Raw genomic sequence first — 17,619 nt, 5'->3', positions numbered from 1 at the left:
AATCGTCACGCTGCCGTCATGTCTTTTTCCCGGGATCAGCGGGTCTCCTGCGCTTCGGCCACGCCGCATTTTTTCATCTCGTTGCGGCCATGGAATACCGGATAGTACATCAGCTCGGCACGCGCCGGGTTGAGGTGGTAGGAGCCCGTATAGCGGGGCAGGAGCCTGACGGTGAAGGTATGCGTCCCCTTGCGGAGCTTGTTGCAGAAGACGGCGACCTTCTCCTTGTAATATTCCCGGTGTGTCTCTTTCCAGAAATCGCCTTTTTCTTTCGAGTCGTAGGAACAGCCCGCGGGGATCGGGATCTCGACCATGACGTATTCGGCGTCGGAATCGGCCGTTACGGTTGCCACCAGTTCGACGCGCTCCCCGGCATGGAGAGTTGTCACGGGCTTGCCGTCCTTGCGGAACAGGGTAGAGACCGTGAAGCCTTCTGCCGCACGTTCCGGTTTGTCGTTCCAGGCTTGTTGGTAGGCTGTGAAGAATACGGGCATGGAACCCTCTTTGCGGACGGTTATCTCCTTTCCGGGGGCGTATGTCCGGGTCAGCGGGAATTTGCCGAACCGTTGTCCGTCGATCGTCAGGCTTGCTTCGCGGAACGCGCCGCCGTCCTTTTCCAGCATGTCGGGCATGATGGTTTCCACGATCCGTGACGATTCGTAGGTGTTGCGCCACGAACCGCTTTTACGCTGTTCGAAGAAGTAGTTGCGGATCTTTTCCAACTCGGCCTTGCGGTTGCCCGCGGCGCGCAGGATGCGGTATGCCGTGAGCGTGTTCTCGACGTCGCTCATGTCCGGCTGCGCGAACCTGCGGGGCGTCGGTTCCCGCGGTGTTTTGTCGCGCCAGTACAACGATCCCATCATGGTTCGGGAGGCAAGAGCCAGCAGCGAATCCGCGGCGGGCATCCCATCAAGGGCGAACTGTTGCAGCATTTCCGCCGTCCGGAGCCGGTTGCCGAGCGTCGCGTCGGGGATCGACGCGATGAAAGCGCAGTAGCGCGGGTAGTCGATCCTGGCGTCCAGCTTGCGGAGAAGCCCCACCAGCAAGAGCAGTTCGTTTTTCCGCATCCCTGTCGTGTCGGATGCCGCTGCCGGCATACGGCGGTTCAGGCCGGCCAGCAGCGCGTCCGTCAGTGCCTGCCGGTCGAGGCCGGTCTTATAACCCTCCGTTTCGGCGTCGAGCAATGCCTCCACGACCTGCTGCGAGATCCACAGTTCGGTCTGTTCCCGGTTCCACCACCCCCATAACTTGCCGTCGTTTTGGTTGGCCGTCAGTTTGCGCAGCAGGTTCGTGACCTTGTCGTCGTCCTTGAATTTCCGTCCGAACAGGCTGTATATCCGTTTTTTCGAGAGCAGAGCCTTGACCTTCGAAGCCATTTGCTCGTTGCAGAGGTGGGGATAGAGGTCGATGTTCCCGATCTCGTCGAGGAATGCCTGCATGGCCGATGCCTCGGCGTGGATCGTCACGGTACCCAGCGCCGGGTCGGGCGTGAACCGCAGGGCAGTGGTGTCGTTGAGGACGGCGAACTCCCCGTGGGTTTCCAGGATTCCGGCCTTGTAGATCGGGATCGCACGCCGCTCCCCGTCGAAATAGCCGCCGGGCGTCGTCAGCGAGTAGACTATCCGGATGCTGTCGGCATCCCCTGCGACGGCGGGTATTGCGTCCGTATGCGAGGTGGCGATGCGGATTTGCTCCTCGGCTGTCCGTCCGTCGGTTTCGACCATGCGGCGTACGGACAAGGTGTCGCCGGTGTGGTTGGTCAGCCGTCCGGCAGCATTGAGGCTGTCGCCCGCGATGGCGAAGCGTGGAACGGAGAGTTGGGCGTTGAGCGGCTTGTACGATTTTATGCGCAGTTGCTTCCTGTCCGCCTGCCTGCGGCCGCCGACGACGATGAAATTGGCGTCCCAGCTGGTGATGTCGTCCGGATAAGTCACTTCGAAGGTCAGACGCCCCGCTTTGTCGGTCGTCAGGCGGGGTTTCCAGAATGCGTCGTCGTGGAAATCGGTGCGCAGCGTGTTCGGCATGCCGGCCTCGAGCGGGAATCCGTCGCCGCCCGCCCCGTTCCGGTCGGTGGTTTCGATGAAGATGATCCCGTTTGCGGCCCTCGCCCCGTAGATTGCTGTGTTCGCGTCCCTGACGAGGTTCATCGACAGGATGCTTCCCTGATCGAAGTCCGACAGCGCCCCGTCGTAGGGTACGCCGTTCACGACGATCATCGGGGCCTGGCCGGCGATTGTGCCCGTTCCCCGCACCTGTATCCCGGCGGACATGCCCGCGAGCGTACTTGTGAGCGTTTCCGTTTCCTCGTCGAATTCTGCGAATGCCACTTCCGTTGTGACCGTCGCGGAATTGGCCCTGCTTCCCACCACGGCCTTCTTTCCGGACTTTCCGTAAGCTACGACCACGACCTCTTCCAGTGCGTTGTAATCTTCTTCCAGGGCGATGTTATAGTTGTAGCCGGAGATCAGTTTGGTGGCGAAATTCCGGTAGCCGATATAACTGACGACGAGCGTTCCCCGTCCCGTGTCCGAAAGGGTGAATTTTCCGTCCGTATCCGTGACGGTTCCGACGTTAGTCCCGTCGATCTGCACCGATGCCCCGGCAATGGGCTCCCCATACGGGTCGCGCACGGTGCCCGTGACGACTTTGCCCGTCAGGTTGGCTTCGCTGATGCGTCCCGGGTTCCGCAACGGGTTGTCCCGCTCCGCGACCGCGGGCTTATAGTCGGCCAGCGGTGCCGCGGGGCGCGATACGCGCAACATCCTTTCCAGTTTCCCGAACAGCGCGCGGCTGCGGTCGTCGGCCGGCTCCTTTATGAGCGAATCCATCCGCAGGTAGTTGATGCCGCCTTTCCGCAGCTTTACGGTGGCCGAACAGCGGGTCGTATCCCTGAAGATGAGGTCTACGCGGAGGTTCCCCTCCGGCAGCCTGTCGATTTCGGTCGTCGTGCCGTAGTAGAGCCTGCTGGCGGGGTACTTGCCCGTCGATTGCAGGAGCACCATGATCGGCTGTGCCCTTGTGCCGTCCGCCAGCTTGCCTGTGGACAGTTGCAGGCGGCAGCTGTCCATGAGCGATATCTGCGGGACGGCAGAGATCAGCCCCGATTCGTTTTCGACCATGTCGGCGAGCTGCCGCCTGAATATGCCGCGGATCGATTCGGCCGTTAGCGCGTCCTGCCCGAAGCAGACCTCCTGCGTGAACGGTTCGAGCTGCCTCCGGATCGGGTTCTGCTCCCAACTCTGTTGTTTCAGGTAGTTGTTCCGAATGTCGTAACGGTAGCCGCCCTCGATCTCGAAACTGTTGACTGCAAGCGTATCCGAATAGAGCGTTCCGACCTGCATGCCCCCGGTGGTGAATCCCCGGTAGGGGAACGGCCCTGCCAGGATCGCCGTTTCGGCCTGCGGCCTGTCCCAGCGGTAGCGGCGGGCCTGTTTCTCCGCGCCGTTGAGGTAGTAGCAGACCCCGCCGGCATTTATAATGCCCGGCAGCTCGGTTTCAACCGTGTAGGAGGGTTGCTTGTCCGGCTGTCCCGTGAGCAGGGTCGCTTTCCCGAAGGTATTGTCGACCGTAATCATGTGCCGCGTCAGCAGCGCTGTCTCGCGCTGCGTGAGCATGCCTTTCTCTTTTCTTCCGTATTCCCGGACGGAGATCCGCACGGGATGGTTGTCTCCGGAAGCCTCCCAGGGTTGCACTGCGGATCGTCCGCCGTCTACCGAAACGATGGTCTTCAGCCCTTCGCCCGCATAGACGTTCTCGACGGTCACCTCCCTGTCGTAGGTGCGCAGCCGCAGCGTGTGCAATCCCGGCCATATCGGGAAGCTGTACGGCGTCAGTTGCTGCGCCTGTTTGAAATAGTGGGGTTGTTCGTCGATCCACAGGACATGGATACCCTGCACTTCCCCGTCGACGACCACATAGGGGGATAGCTGGGTGAGTCTTCCGGGGACTTCCTCGGTGTAGGCGTAGAACGGCTCCGGGTAGAGGAATTTGTAGTATTCGATCGAATCGAGTCCCATGCGCTGCCGCCACAGCGGCCAATCCATCCTGCTGCGGGTGTTGTAGAGGAAATCCTCGTCGGCTTCGTAGTTTTTCGGGGTGATGGCCTTTCCCGATGCCGATTTCCCGTAGATCGTCACTTCCGGCGGCTGGGCTTCGAATTTCGAGGTGAACGCATAGGCCGTCACGTCGGCATTTTTCACCGGGCGTCCCTTGCGGTCTTTCACCGCCACTTCGACCTTTGCGCTCTGTCCGGGGTAGACAGTCGCCGCCGTCTTTACCTCCATCGTGATGTTTTTCTCCGTGAAGGGCAGCTCGCCGCGTATCGTCCGGGCATTCTCCCCCTGCAGATAGGCTATCTGCATCGAATAGCCCTTGCGGCCGTTGTCCTTGCGCGCGAAGTCAAGTTCGGTGGCATACCCCTTGGCAATCGTCTTGTCCCCCATGCAGATGGTGTACCAGAACGGGAATTTCGCGGGGTTGTTCACCACCAGCCGGACGTTGCCGTCCCGGCGGAAGAAGCGGTGCCCGATCAGTTCGCCCGGCAGCTTTCCGACCTCGATGTCCTCCGATGCCGTGGCGCTCTGCACCTCGTATTCGCTGACGATCCACGACAGCGGCACACTGCAGGGCAATGTAACCGAATCCTGCCATACGATCCCGTATTCCGGGTTGTAGGCGGTTACCAGGGCACGGCTTTCGACGCTTTTGCCGTCGTACAGTTCACGCAGGGCGAGCATCCCCTGGTCGGCCGAATAGTCGATCCGCCTCCGCCTTGCGTCCCGGTACAGGCTTATGCGCTCATCCCTGCGTTCGTTGCCCGCATCGAAGAACGAGCAGGCGACGTCGTAATACATCGACACGCCGTCGACGAATATCGAGTCGGGCAGAATGATTTCCTTCGTGGACTTGCCCTCCATGCCGAACGTATGCTCCCAGAGCCGGTCGGGGACGAATGCCGTGCGGGCGAGGAATTTGCAGCCCATGTACCTGGCGGGTTTGACCAAGACCTTTACCCGTCCGTCGTATACCGGCATGTTGTTCTCATCCACGGCGCTCAGTGAAATCCTCACCGTGTCGCCCCGTGCGTATTTCTGTTTGTCGGCCCTGGCCGTGAAGGTGAGCTTGCCCAGTTCGTACTCCTCGTAGCGGAAACGGCCCGTGACGTCATTCGCACGCTTGTCGCCCGTCCGGAAACGGAGTGTGTAATCCTTGTCGAGGCGGAGGCGGAGGCTGTCCGAAAGCCTGAACTCCCATGCGTACATGCCGGGACGGTAGGGCGCCAGCGATACGAGGGTCGTGTCTATCGACGGGGAGTAATACGAAACGAGCGCCACGTCGACCTTCCCGTCGAAGGGCTTGCCTTTGCGGTCGATGTGCGCCTTGAATTTCACCGTTTCCCCGGGTTTGTACCTGGGTTTGCTGAATACCACGAATCCGTCGTACTTGTCCCGCGCGGGCAGTTTCCCCGGTGCGAAAACCCGTTTGAAGGCTGTTTTGACCTTTCCCCAGGCCGTTTTGAAGAACCCGGGACGGTAGGTGTAGTCCGGTTCGTTCGCGATGGTGATGTAATGCAGTACGCCGTCGTTGTTTACTTCGACCGTGGCCTCTTCGCCGCGGATGCGCGGCAGGTTGTAGGTGCGCGTGGCAGGGTCGTATTTCATCCGTTTCGAGCCCCGTTTTACCACGGCATCGTCGATGGTGTTGCCCAGCGTGTCGCAGAGTATCAGCATCACCTGCTCGTCCCTGACGAGCCGGTAGTAGAAATTGTCCACGACATGGTCGCCGTATACGAGTTCGTTCCCGTCCGTCCAGACCCGCAGGTAGTTTCCCTGGGGGAGCTGCGGGATCTTTCCCGCCGCAGCATATTTGCCGACGAACGTGTGCAGCATTTCTTCGTCGGGCGCCTTGCCTTTCACATGCAGTTCGCGGAGCTCTTTGGCATCGGGTTTATAGATGAATATTTCCGGGGAGGTGCGGCGGCTTTCGGGCAGCGGGGTCTGCGCCAGGCAGGCGGCCGTGCAGAGAAGCCCCACGAGGATCGTACTGCAATACTTCATGGCGAGGTCGGGGTTTTATCCTGCAATATAACAAAAAGATCGCTCATGGCGACCTTTTCGGGGAACTATCTGTGCGTGTCCGCCCGGATTTTACGGAGATATCGTCTCTTCCGCCTTTTCCACGCGGAAAAATGCGGTCAGACTATCGAACCATTTATCGCTCAGGGACGCGCAATCCCCCCCCCCTCCGAGTCTTCTACGGTCTCGGACTTAGGTTGCACCTTGGCGATGGTGAACGTAAACGTGGAGCCTTCGCCCAGTGTCGATTCGATGGTCAGCTCCCCGCCGTTGCGGCGCGTGAGGTCTTGCACGAGCTGCAGGCCCAGCCCCGATCCCTCTTCGTTCTTGGTGCCGTAGGTGGTGTAGTGTATTTCGGGGTTGAGCAGTTTGGGCAGGTTTTCCTCGCTGATACCCGTGCCGAAGTCGCGTACGCTTATTACGGCATGGGTGGGGGTTTCCCGCACGCTGATGACGATCCGTCCGCCTTCGTTGCTGTACTTGATGGCGTTCGACATCAGGTTGCGCATGATCGTTTTCACCATGTCTACGTCGCACGGGACGGTAATCGGGCCGGGGATGTCGTATTCGACGGCGATGTTCTTGACCTGTGCCACGAGGTCGGACATCTTGCTGGCGAAAACCACGACCTCCGAAATGTCGACCTCCTGGAACACCGTGTTCATGCGTCCGATCTGGCTCTTCGTCCATTTGAGCAGGTTGTCCAGCAGCATGAAGGTGCTCTCGGTGATGTTGTTGCCCATCGTGATCATCTCCATGTTGTCTTCGCCTATCTGTTGCTGCGTAAGGTTTATCGAGAGCATGTTGAAAACCATCTTCAACGTGCCGATCGGCGACCGCAGGTCGTGGGCTATTACCGAGTACATCTTGTCGCGGGCGTCGACCGTGGCCTGCAATTCGTCGCGCTGCTGCATGATCGTGCGCTGCGCCGCCGCCAGATAGATGTGGTGCGATACGCGGGTGATCAGCTCCTCGTGGTTGAACGGCTTGGAGACGTAGTCGCTGGCTCCCAGCTTGAACCCCTTGACGATGTCTTCGGGGTTGTGCAGCGCCGTGAGAAAAATCACCGGGATGTCCTGCAATGCGGGGTCTGCCTTCAGGTGCCTGATTACCTCGTAGCCGTCCATGTCGGGCATCATGATGTCCAGCAGGATCAGGTCGGGGAGCTCCGTCGCGGCCTTTTCGAGTGCCTCGTTACCTCCCGATGCCGTGACGATCTTGTATTTGGCACGGCTCAGCACGGCTTTCAGCAGCATGATGTTGGTGGCAATGTCGTCGACGGCCAGGATCGTGTAGTCCTCGGGATTTATGGCGATGTTTTTCATGAGGAGAGGTTTAGACATGCAAATATAGCATAATATTTCAGGTTCCGTTCAAAAATCGGTCAGGCTCTGCGGGCTTTCTCCCAGGCACCCTTTCCGCGGTGGGTCGCCAGGTACGATGCCCCGCGGAAAACATTGAGGTTCATGAAGAGAAAATAGTAGGGGATGAAGAGCAGCCTGTTGCGGTGCCCGCTGCGCTCCAGCGCCCATCCCGTGAGGGCGGCCAGGTAGAATGCGCATTGCAGGGCGAGGATCGCGGCATAGAGCGCCGGATGGCCCGACCACAGCAGCGCGACGTTGAGCGGCAGCAGTGCGACAAGCACTACGGGGGTCAGCGTCCAGCGCAGCGCGCGGTGCGATACGTACTGGAACCACAGCACCCCGTAACGGAACGGATTGAGCAGCTTGCGCAGCCGCCATACCGATTGCAGCCCGCCCGCCGCGATGCGCTTCTTGCGTTTGCCTTCTTCGCCCATGTCGGCCGAAGGGCTCTCCAGCGCATAGGCTTCCTTGCAGTAGGCGATCCTGTATCCCTGTGCCGCGATCAGCATCGAGCAGACGAAATCGTCGAGCAGCGTATCCTCCCTCAGCGTCTGCCACAGTTCGCGCCGCACAGCGAACAACTCCCCCGCTGCCCCCACCGCCGAGTAGAGGCGGTGATCCAGCTCCTTGAGCTTCGACTCGTATTTCCAGTAGACGCCTTCCGTTGCGGCGGCGCCCGTATTCCCTGTCCCGGCGACGCGTTTTTCGCCGGCCACGCACCCCACTGCGGGGTCTTCGAAGCAGCGGACGATCTGCGTCACGGCTTCGGGGTTGAGCATCGTATTGGCATCGGTGAATACGACCAGCGGCGTGCGGATGATTCCCAGCGCCCGGTTCATCGCCGCGGTCTTGCCGCCCCGGCGCGGGTTGTGCAGCACCGTCACCTCGGGGTAGGCGGCGAGCAATTCGACGGTGCGGTCGGTCGAGCCGTCGGTGATCCACGTCACGCGGAGCTTTCCGGCCGGATAATCCAGCGCCCGGCAGTTGGCCATCTTTTCCGCCACGACCTCCTGTTCGTTGTAGGCGGCGATGAGCAGCGTCACCTCGGGCGGGTCGGCAGGAAAGGCGTACCGCCGTGCCGGGTGCACGGCTTCGCGGATCTTCACCAGCAGCCACAGCAGGATGCCGTATCCGAGGTAGGTGTAGAAGACGAGGAATACCCCCGCCCAGAAGAGTATCGCTACGGTTGTCATGCTTCGAAAAGTTCGGTTAATACCTGTTTCATCTGGTTGTCCCACGAGAGGTGTCCCTCGATCGTGCCGCGGATTTGGGCGGGTGTGAGGTGCAGCCCGTCGTAAAAACGCACGAGCGCCGCGATGTCGAGGGGCGTGTCGTCGGCCGGGGCTTTCATCACGTAGCCCATGCCGTCGAAGTCGCTGTCCCGTTCCGAGTATACGAACGGGATGCCGCGTGCGGCGTATTCGCGGTTTTTGAGCGTCTTGATACCGGTGATGCCGTTGCGGTGGCGCCCGAGGCTGGCGATGCCCATGTCGCACCACTCGAATTCGGCGTCGAGCGCCGCGCCCGAACGGGGGCCGATGACCTCGGCATACTCTGCCAGGGAGTATGCGTCGATCATGTGGCGGTACTCTGCGATGAGCGTTTCCACGCCGTCGCCCGCGATGCGCAGGCGGACGATGCACTGGTGCGGGGCGGCGTAATAGTCCCGCAGTCCTTCGATCACGCGGTCGAGACCGTGCCAGAAATGGATGTTCGCCACGGCCAGCAGCCGTAAGTTGTGGTGATCCCCGTGTATCTGGGTTTTGAGCGGGATACTCCGGAAGTCGATGCCGTTGGATATACGGATCGTCGGGCGACCGAATATTTCCGTATCGTCGGAGAAGGTGATGATGCGGTCGATGTAGCGGGCCATGCGGCAGCGGAACATGCGGTCGATGCGCAGTTTGAGCTTCCGCACCGCGGGCGACTGCGCGAATTCGGCGTCGTAAGGGTAGGTCGGGATTTCAAGCGCGATCCGCACGCCGAGTTTTTTGACCTTGCGCAGCCAGTGGATCAGCACCGGGCTGGCGTTGTGGTCGTGGCGGATGTAGAGGAACTCCACCCCTTCGTGGCGGATGTAGCGCGTGATGTCGCTCAGCGAGACCCTTTTTTCGAGCTTGGCCCGCAATCCCTTGCCGAAGGTGCGGATCGCCTGCCCGCCGACCATCCGGTGCTGCGTGCCGTCGGGTGCTATCTCGATGTGGCACAACTCGATGTCGGCACCGTTGCGCCGCAGTGCGTCGCATTGGGCAAAAATTTTCTTGCTGATGCCGCTGTGGGCCGAAAACCCGTGGAAGACGACAAATAGTCCTTTCATGCTGTTATCGTTTTTTGCGGGCCAGGAGCCGTCCTGCGAGCCCTTTCAGGTCGTATTCGCCGCTCAGGTGCACATAAAGGAGCCATACGCCGAGTGCCGCCGTCCCCTTGAGGGTGAGCGACGCCACGAGCGGCATCGGCGGGAGAAGCCATCCGACTGCTGCCAGGGGCAGGCCGACGAGTGCCGTGAGCAGAAGCGGCGAGAGGAAATTCCGCCAGAACCGGTGCCATCCCGTGCGCAGCGTGAGGCAGAACAACGCGTGGTAACATTGCACGAAGTTGACGGCGAACGAGGCGCAGATGCACCAGGCCACGGCTTCGGTCGTGCCGAATGCGAAGATGCCGGTGCAGATCGCCGCGACGTTGAGCGCCGCCGAGAATACGCCGCAGAGGAAGAGCATCCGCGTGGCGTTGGCGGCCTGGAAGATCGAGCCCGAGGTGGACATCACGATCTGGATGCCGACCGAGAGCGCCAGTATCCGGAACACCGGGACGGACGGCTCCCACTGGTCGCCGAAGATGATGAGCACCAGCTCCTGTGCCGTGAAGAAGAGCACGGCCGAGAGCGGCAGCCCTATGAACGCCAGCAGCCGGACGACTTTCAGGTAGGAGGCGCCCAATTGTTTCAGGTCGTGCTGCATCTCCGAAAAGATGGGGTGCATGACGGGCGATATGACATAGGCGATGTTTTGCAGCGGGAGCATCATCAGCCGGTACGACTTGTCGTAATAACCCAGTTGCGAGAGGCTCATGTAACGTCCCATGAGCAGCTTGTCGAGGTTGCGGCTGAAATAGTTTATCAACTGGAACGAGAACTGGTAGGCCGAGAACGAGAATACTTTGCCCAGCGCCTTGCGTCCCGGGCGCAGGCGCAGCGGCAGCGGGTTCTGGCGGTAGTTTATCGCCAGGAGCATCAGGCTCGAAAACACCGGGTTGATCGTCAACGCGTAGATTCCTGCCCCGGCATAGGCTGCGGCGATGGCGGCCGTGCCCCCTGCAATTTGCACCGTGAGCGACCGCATGGCGGCGAACCGGAAGCGTTTCTCCTTCAGGATAAGGGCATTGGGGACGATGTTGGCCGCGGCGAAAAAGAGGTTCAGCGCGAGGATGCGCAGGACGTTGCGCAGCACCTGCGAATCGCCGTAGAGAGAGGCGATCGTGCCGGCTGCTGCGAAAAACAGCAGCGCCATGACTGCCCCCGACCATACCGAGAGCGAGAATATCCCGCCCAGGTCGTGCCTGTCGAGGTTTTTGTGCTGGATGACGGCCGGGCCGATGCCCAGATCGCTGAAGATGGCAAAGAAGGCGATCACTACCGTGGCGATGTTCACCACGCCGAACTGCTCGGGGGTGAACAGGCGCGAAAGGATACCCGTCACCACGAGCGTTACGACGATGCCCGCGTACTTTGCGATCGAGGTGTAGAATACGCCCGAAGCCAATTCCCGCCTGACACTCATTTCCCGTTTTCTTTTTTTAGCGGTTTCTTGAACAGCAGCGTCGCCAGGGCGCGGCCGTCGATGCTGCCCGGGTAGTGCCGCAGGGCATCCCAGGCCAGTTTCCAGCGTGCCCCGGCCGGAAGTGCCCAGGCGTTGCACATCACGGGGCGCAGTATCTGGGTCGTCAGTGTGCGTACGAGTTGCCGCTGGCAGGCGTCGCGCTGCGCGGCAAAGCGGTTCAATTCGCGCAGGACGGTAGTGTAGCCTTCGAGGTTACGGCGCGAGAAGCCGCGTCCCATGATCGAATCGCCGTGTACGCGCCGCTTGAAGAACGAGCGCTCGATTCCGCCTGCACGCGACGCCCCGAGGTAGAGTTGCGGGGTGAAGAGTTCGTCTTCGTGGAGTATCCCCGGGTAGAAACGCAGTCCCAGTCCGCGCAGGTAGGTGGTGCGGATGAAACTCAGGCAGGCCGAAGCCCGGTAGCAGTGCAGTGCGAGCATCCGGCGCAGCAGGGCGGTGCCGTCGCAGACCTCCGTTCCGAAATATTTTGCACGCCGGTAGTCGAACCATGCGGCGTCGGAGGCCGCCGCCCCGAAGCTTTCGGCGTCGAAGAACACGAAATCGAGCCGGTCTGACTGGCAGCGTTCGTAGCAGCGTTCGAGGGCGTCGGGTTCCAGCAGGTCGTCGCTGTCCATGAAGTAGATGAATTCGCCCCGGGCACGGTCGATCCCTGCGTTGCGGGTCTCAGAAAGCCCTTTGTTGGGCTGGGTGTAGAGCCGGATGCGGCGGTCTCCGGTGGCTATGAGTTCGAGTGCGGACAGGCTGCCGTCCGTCGAGCCGTCGTTGATGACGATGAGTTCGATGTCGCGCAGGGTCTGTCCCATGATCGAACGCAGGGTCTGTTCGACATAGGCCTCCGTATTGTATACGGGAATGACGACGCTGACTTTCGGGTTATTCATCGACACGTATCCATTTTGCGCGTGCGGCGTCATAACGCTTGATTACGCGCGCCGGGTTGCCTACGGCGACGCTGTACGAAGGGATGTCCTTGGTGACGACGCTCCCGGCGCCGATCTGGCAGCGTTCGCCGATCGTGACGCCCGCCACGACCACCGAATTGGCGCCGATATGCGATTCACGTCCGATCGTCACCTCTTTACGCACGAGTTCCTGTGCATTCGAGTCTCGTGTCCCGTCGGCATAACCGTGGTTGAACCCCGAGATGAAGACATGCTGGCCCAGTCCGGCCCGGTCGCCCAGGCGCACGGGGCCGATGATCACCGATCCGATGCCGATGCGCGCCTGGTCGCCGATCACCACGTCTCCCGCACCGTTATTGACGACCGCATAATCCTCGATCAGGGCGTCGCGTCCCACTTCGAAGCGCCGCCAGGGGAAAACGTCGAGCCGCGCGTGGCGGCGGATAAGCGCACCGCGGCCTTTTTTGTGAACAAAAGGGTTCACGAACCAGCGCACCCAAAGACGGGGCCGGGGGTGCTTGTGCGGCGAAATCAGCCCGATGACGAATTGTTTGAGCCGGGGATTATTTTTGATTCGGTCGATCATCTTGTTGTATCCATATGCGTCAGTATGCAAATATAAGCAAACTTTGCGGGATTTGCCATTCCGGGTGTTTTTTCGGTGCAAAAAGGGCGTTTTGCGGCGGAAGAATGCGGGGCTGAAAATATTTCGGGCTTTTTTGATATAAAATAGAATTAAAATGTTTACATTTGTGCAGTTTTAAATTACATCCGGATCCGGGTGTTAATTACGTTTGAAAATTACGTTGATTATGAAAAACCTATCCCTCTTTACGGCTATGTTCGCCTTGTTGCTGGGCGGATGTGTGGAAAAGGTTCCTTCGAATCCGAATGGCATTCCCGAAGATGTCGAGCGGGTCGTGGATATGTCCGTTCCCGCATCGTTCGATTGGAAAACGACGGCTCCTGTGGCCTGCGAGTTCACCGCACCGCACCTTTCGCGTGTGCATGTGGCTGCGCAACGCGGCGCTGAGCCTTTCGCTTCGTTCATGGTAGGCGACGGTGCCGATGCCGTGAAGCTGGATCTGCCTGTCACGGCCAAGACGCTTTACGTAAGTTATGAAACTGAAAACGGCTTGTCGCCGCAAGAGGCCGTTCCTGTGGCCGGTTCGGCCGTATCGTATGCGCTCGCTTCGAACGGGAAGGATTATACGGGCATCGAGGACGGGGACAAGAACACCACGATCGGCGATGTGATTTATATGCCTGCAAGCGGTTGGGGAACGCTTCTTTTCGAGGATTTGTGGCCGTCGTACGGTGATTTCGATTTCAACGATTTCGTCATTAATTATAAGGTGCAGCTCCATATGAACAACAAGAACAAGGTTTGGGGCATGCATATCGGCGTTCGTGTGAAAGCGGTCGGCGGGTCTTTGCCCTATGACCTTTGCCTTGCGATGAAAGGTGTGAAAGGCGGTGAGATCGACGGGATCGAGCCCGTCGAAATGTATAATACCGGCAATGCCCGGCTTGTGGCGCTCAATTCGGCGAACTACGTGAAAGACCCTGCCGTCCTGCGCTTCGAGAATATCCGCACCAATCCTAACCGGCAGTCCGGCGCCGCTTATGTAAATACCGAGGAAGGGTTCGAAATGACGGAAGCTCAGTTGGTCAATGCCTCGTTCTTTGTCGAGTTCCGTAATTCGATCGCTATCGGGGATGTGGCTTTCGACACGTTCGATTTCTTCCTCAGCCGCGAACGTGACGGCAACAACATCGAGATTCATATGGGCGGATTCGAGCCGACTCCCGATGCCGAACCTGATTACGCTTTCCTGAAAGCCGGGAGTGCTGCTACCGACAAGGCCGGCGATTATTATTATTCGAACGACAGGCTGGTATGGGCGCTCAATATTCCCCATGATATCCGGCATCCCTATGAGAAGGTGGATTTCCTGAAGGCTTATCCCGAGATGGCCGATTGGGCGCAGTCGGGCGGTGCAAAATCGCAGGATTGGTATTTGCACGGGGTCGAGCAATACCTGGTGAGGAAGAAATAAACAGGTAGCAAGGAACTTTCTGAATAGAAGGGTGTCCGCAAGTGCGGGCACCCTCTTTTCGTCGCCGGAGTCCTGTCCCGCCGATGTGCGGGCTCCCGGAGTGTCGGAAGGACTTGCGATGTTTCCGTTGTCCGCTTCCGGACGACGGGTTTTTTCAATCGTTTGCGCTGTGTCCGGGTTACTTCCCGAGCGATTCGTAGAGTGTCAGCAAATGCCGGGCGGTCTTTTCCCACGAGAAACGTTTCACCCGTTCGAGGCCGTAGGCGACTTGCCTTGCGCGGAACGCTGCGTCGGTTTCGAGCCGCAGCAGGGCATCGGCGATCGCCGTCGGGTCGGTAGGGTCGACGAGGATGGCGCCTTGGCCCGCCACCTCGGGGATCGCCGAGGCCGCGGATGTCACCACGGGCGTGCCGCAGGCCATCGCTTCGAGCTGGGGGATGCCGAAACTCTCGCGCAGCGAGGTGTAGAGGAATGCCGAAGCTTCGTTGTAGATGGCCGGCAGGTCGCTGTTGGGGATATATCCCGCCAGGCGGAGCATTCCGCGCAGTCGGGGTTCGCCGATCTCGCGCAGGATCGCCTCTGCGGGTTGTTCCCCGAGGTCTGCGACCAGCAGCGGCAGCGGCTTTTCGGAGCGCCGTACGTATTCGGCATAAGCCTTCAGCGTGCCGGGCGTGTTCTTTTTGGGGTCGGTATTGCCCAGGAAAAAGAGGAATTCGGGGTCTTGCAGGTATTTGCGGACGGTTTCCGCCGTGCCTTCCATCGGGCGGAACCGGTCGTTGTAGCCGTTGTGGATGGCCATGATGCGTTCGGGGTCGAAGTTCAGTGCGGTGCGGATGCGGTCGCACTCGAATTGCGAGACGGTGATGACCATTCGGCATCTGGGCAGGATGCGCGGCACTACCAGGCGGCGGTAGATGCGCCCCAGCAACTGGTAGAGCGATTTGTTGCGGGCGGCCTGTTCCTCGAGGAAGATGATGTCGTGGAGCGTCAGGACCAGCGGGGCCTTTCCCCATACGGGTGCCGTGTTGCTCGTGCAGTGCAGCAGGTCGGGCTTCACACGGGCCACGGCGCGCGGCAGCGCCCACTGTTCCCACAGCGGGTAGCTCGGGCAGCGGAGCGTCGTGATGTGCATGTTGGGGCTCTCCTCCAGGCAACGGTCTTCGCCTTCGCCCGTGAAGATGAAGTATTCGTTCTTCGTGTCGAGCCGTTGCAGGCAGCGGATGGTTTCGAGCGCCACGAAGTCCATGCCGTGTTTGTTGGGGCGGAAGATGCGCTGTGCCTCGATCGCAATTTTCATGGTCGGTTTCCGGTATTGTTTCCGGGGGCTTTGTTTCCGGCCCCGGTATGTTCGGTGTGGATGAATTTGTCTTTGGTGCCCCGCAGCCGGAAGAGGTTAGCCAGCGTCAGCAGGAACAGGACGGGCATTCGCCTAAGGGCGTGTCCCAGCCGGGCGTCGGCCTGCTCGTCGGGCAGCGCCATCGCCATGGCCAGGAGCAGCAGCAGGACGGCCACCCACCATTTTATCGAACCCATGGGTGCGCATACCGTCATCACGACGGCCCACAGGGGCACCAGCCCCAGCAGCAGGATGCGCGGCGGCAGGCACCATTGCAGCAGCTTGTCGCAGTAATCCGTATTCCCCGAGAGGATTGCGCCCGGAAGCTGCCTTACGGCCGATGAAAGGGCGTAGAACTGTGCCGCTATCCAGCGCCGCCGCTGGTTGTAGTAGGCACCTTCGCCCTGTACCTTCTCGTCCAGCACGCGCACGTCGTCCAGGTAGTCGATGTAGATGCCCTGCCTCAGCAGCAGCGCTTCGAGCTCCTTGTCCTCGCCCGAAGTGGTGCAGCGGGCGATATTGTCGCGGAACCATTTGTAATCGAAGGCCATGCCCGAGCCGATCAGCGCCGAAGAGAATCCCAGCGCCACATGCCCGCGACGGAAAATCGAGTTGTTGATCTCCTCGCTCGCCGCATCGAGTATGGCAGTGTCCGTGTCGCGGTTTTTGGCCGTGCGGTGTGCCTGCACGGCCTGGATGCCGCTGTCGAGGGCGTCGTTCATGCGGGCGATGAATTCCCTGCCCGCCAGGTTGTCGGCGTCGAGTATGGCCACGGCCTCCGCGCCGTCCGGGCCGATTTCCCCTACGGCGAAGTTGAGCGCCTTAGCCTTGGAGCTGTTTTCGAAGGAGACTTCCAGTACGCGGATCGGCATCCGGCGCAATTGGGCGAGCGTGGCCGGTTGCAGTCGGTCGGCGATGACGACTACCTCGTGCAGTTCCTGCGGATAGTCTTGTTGCAGCGCAGACTGCGCTGCATGGACGATCACCGCGTCGCTTTTGTAGGCCGGGATCAGCGTCACGAACCGGCGTTGCCGCCGTGCCGGGGGATAGGTGTCCTTGCGTGCGCGCGTCGAGGCGGCCGCAAAGACGAAGAGGTAGAGCACCGGGAGTCCCAGTACGAAGACGAATGTCCAGTCGAGGATGTCGAGCAGTAGCGTCATGCCGTTTTGTTTTTCAGGGTGAAGAAGCCCCCGGCACCGCGCAGTACGGCCTTTGCCAGGTCGCCGCGCCCGCGTGCCAGCGCCGCGGCGATGTTTTTGGGGACGGCGATGCAGAGCTGGTAGGCGACGGAAAGCATCCGGGCGGTGCCGTGCAGGTTCCGCCATGCGAACAGCAACCGGTTGCGGGTCAGGTAGTAACTCCTCAGGGGGCTTTCCTGCCCGGTGGTCGCGCTCTCTTTGTGGAATACCGTGCAACGGGGGTCGTAGGCTATTTGCCAGCCCTGTTCACGGATACGCACCGACCAGTCGAGTTCTTCGTAGTAGAGGAAATAGATGTCGGGCATCGTTCCGGCTTTTGCGGGTACTTCGCGCCGTACCATCATCGCCGCGCCGTGGGCGTAGGGCGTATCGCGCGGCGTGTCGAACGACCCGTCGTCGGGCATCCCGAAGCCGATGAGCGCGTTACGCAGCGTGACGTGCGTCAGGGGCGTATATCCGGCGAACTGGATATGTCGCGGGGGAGCAAAAAACCGGATCTTCGGGCATACGGCGCCGATCGCAGGGTTGCCCGCCAGGGTTTCGCAGAGGTAGTGCAGCGTGTCGTCTTCGACCTCGGTGTCGTTGTTGAGCAGCAGCAGGTAATCGCCTGCCGCGGCTGCGAACCCCAGGTTGTTGCCTCCGGCGAATCCCAGGTTGCGCTCGCTGCGCAGTGCCTTGATCCCCGGGTAGCGTTCGCGCAGCATGGCCGCCTCGTCGCGGGCGGAGCCGTTGTCCACCACGATGATCTCCAGCGGCGCGGTGACGTGCCGCCGCAGCGATTCGACCATGGCACAGGTAAGCGCGTAGCCATTGTAGTTGACCGATATGACCGAAATCAGCGGTTTCAT

The 17,619-nt window shown here is 60.6% G+C and carries 11 protein-coding genes; 1 reads left to right on the top strand and 10 read right to left on the bottom strand.

Translation table 11 applies throughout. The features are described from left to right. Nucleotides 1-35 precede the first annotated feature (35 nt). The 7 genes from DW189_RS09710 to DW189_RS09680 form a co-directional block, all read right to left on the bottom strand. Nucleotides 36-6,056 carry a carboxypeptidase-like regulatory domain-containing protein gene (locus DW189_RS09710; protein WP_117507840.1) on the bottom strand — a complete coding sequence of 2,007 codons (6,021 nt, stop codon included), beginning with the start codon at nucleotides 6,054-6,056 and terminating at the stop codon, nucleotides 36-38. A 161-nt stretch (nucleotides 6,057-6,217) separates the two neighbouring features. Continuing rightward, nucleotides 6,218-7,399 carry a hybrid sensor histidine kinase/response regulator gene (locus DW189_RS09705; protein ID WP_117507838.1) on the bottom strand — a complete coding sequence of 394 codons (1,182 nt, stop codon included), beginning with the start codon at nucleotides 7,397-7,399 and terminating at the stop codon, nucleotides 6,218-6,220. Nucleotides 7,400-7,458: 59 nt separating this feature from the next. Further along, complete coding sequence (locus DW189_RS09700) at nucleotides 7,459-8,631, bottom strand: glycosyltransferase family 2 protein (protein ID WP_117507836.1); 1,173 nt, start codon at nucleotides 8,629-8,631, stop codon at nucleotides 7,459-7,461. After that, nucleotides 8,628-9,755, bottom strand: coding sequence for a glycosyltransferase family 1 protein (locus tag DW189_RS09695; RefSeq protein ID WP_117507834.1), 1,128 nt, complete (start codon nucleotides 9,753-9,755; stop codon nucleotides 8,628-8,630). The genes DW189_RS09700 and DW189_RS09695 overlap by 4 nt, the downstream gene beginning before the upstream one ends. 4 nt (nucleotides 9,756-9,759) lie before the next feature. Next, nucleotides 9,760-11,214 carry a lipopolysaccharide biosynthesis protein gene (locus DW189_RS09690; protein WP_117507832.1) on the bottom strand — a complete coding sequence of 485 codons (1,455 nt, stop codon included), beginning with the start codon at nucleotides 11,212-11,214 and terminating at the stop codon, nucleotides 9,760-9,762. Further along, nucleotides 11,211-12,155: a glycosyltransferase family 2 protein gene (locus DW189_RS09685; RefSeq protein WP_162508133.1), complete on the bottom strand. Its 945-nt coding sequence runs from the start codon at nucleotides 12,153-12,155 to the stop codon at nucleotides 11,211-11,213. Before DW189_RS09685 ends, DW189_RS09690 begins: the two co-directional genes overlap by 4 nt. Beyond that, complete coding sequence (locus tag DW189_RS09680) at nucleotides 12,148-12,762, bottom strand: acyltransferase (RefSeq protein WP_022332625.1); 615 nt, start codon at nucleotides 12,760-12,762, stop codon at nucleotides 12,148-12,150. Before DW189_RS09680 ends, DW189_RS09685 begins: the two co-directional genes overlap by 8 nt. Nucleotides 12,763-12,988: 226 nt before the next feature. On the opposite strand from DW189_RS09680, the gene DW189_RS09675 reads away from it, so the two are divergent. Next, on the top strand, nucleotides 12,989-14,236 hold the full coding sequence (locus tag DW189_RS09675; RefSeq protein ID WP_117507828.1) for an LruC domain-containing protein: 1,248 nt from the start codon (nucleotides 12,989-12,991) through the stop codon (nucleotides 14,234-14,236). A 178-nt stretch (nucleotides 14,237-14,414) separates the two neighbouring features. Here DW189_RS09675 and DW189_RS09670 read toward each other — a convergent pair whose 3' ends face one another. From DW189_RS09670 to DW189_RS09660, 3 genes are read right to left on the bottom strand one after another with little or no spacing between them, the layout of a single operon-like run. Further along, nucleotides 14,415-15,533 carry a glycosyltransferase family 4 protein gene (locus DW189_RS09670; RefSeq protein ID WP_117507826.1) on the bottom strand — a complete coding sequence of 373 codons (1,119 nt, stop codon included), beginning with the start codon at nucleotides 15,531-15,533 and terminating at the stop codon, nucleotides 14,415-14,417. Then, the gene (locus DW189_RS09665; RefSeq protein WP_117507824.1) at nucleotides 15,530-16,732 is read right to left on the bottom strand and encodes a glycosyltransferase; all 1,203 of its coding nucleotides are present in this window, start codon (nucleotides 16,730-16,732) and stop codon (nucleotides 15,530-15,532) included. Before DW189_RS09665 ends, DW189_RS09670 begins: the two co-directional genes overlap by 4 nt. Next, the gene (locus DW189_RS09660; protein WP_117507822.1) at nucleotides 16,729-17,619 is read right to left on the bottom strand and encodes a glycosyltransferase family 2 protein; all 891 of its coding nucleotides are present in this window, start codon (nucleotides 17,617-17,619) and stop codon (nucleotides 16,729-16,731) included. Before DW189_RS09660 ends, DW189_RS09665 begins: the two co-directional genes overlap by 4 nt.

It is taken from the genome of Alistipes sp. AM16-43, assembly GCF_003435745.1.
Taxonomy (GTDB): Bacteria; Bacteroidota; Bacteroidia; order Bacteroidales; family Rikenellaceae; genus Alistipes; species Alistipes onderdonkii.
The sequence above is the reverse complement of the archived record's forward strand: the minus strand, read 5'-3'. Positions and strand labels throughout refer to the sequence as shown.

Bases quoted from the DNA above. Each gene is read 5' to 3' on its own strand.
- DW189_RS09665 (WP_117507824.1), bottom strand. From the start codon at position 16,732: ATGACGCTACTGCTCGACATCCTCGACTGGACATTCGTCTTCGTACTG.
- DW189_RS09685 (WP_162508133.1), bottom strand. From the start codon at position 12,155: ATGAATAACCCGAAAGTCAGCGTCGTCATTCCCGTATACAATACGGAG.
- DW189_RS09700 (WP_117507836.1), bottom strand. From the start codon at position 8,631: ATGACAACCGTAGCGATACTCTTCTGGGCGGGGGTATTCCTCGTCTTC.
- DW189_RS09680 (WP_022332625.1), bottom strand. From the start codon at position 12,762: ATGATCGACCGAATCAAAAATAATCCCCGGCTCAAACAATTCGTCATC.
- DW189_RS09705 (WP_117507838.1), bottom strand. From the start codon at position 7,399: ATGAAAAACATCGCCATAAATCCCGAGGACTACACGATCCTGGCCGTC.
- DW189_RS09670 (WP_117507826.1), bottom strand. From the start codon at position 15,533: ATGAAAATTGCGATCGAGGCACAGCGCATCTTCCGCCCCAACAAACAC.
- DW189_RS09675 (WP_117507828.1), top strand. From the start codon at position 12,989: ATGAAAAACCTATCCCTCTTTACGGCTATGTTCGCCTTGTTGCTGGGC.
- DW189_RS09695 (WP_117507834.1), bottom strand. From the start codon at position 9,755: ATGAAAGGACTATTTGTCGTCTTCCACGGGTTTTCGGCCCACAGCGGC.
- DW189_RS09690 (WP_117507832.1), bottom strand. From the start codon at position 11,214: ATGAGTGTCAGGCGGGAATTGGCTTCGGGCGTATTCTACACCTCGATC.
- DW189_RS09660 (WP_117507822.1), bottom strand. From the start codon at position 17,619: ATGAAACCGCTGATTTCGGTCATATCGGTCAACTACAATGGCTACGCG.
- DW189_RS09710 (WP_117507840.1), bottom strand. From the start codon at position 6,056: ATGAAGTATTGCAGTACGATCCTCGTGGGGCTTCTCTGCACGGCCGCC.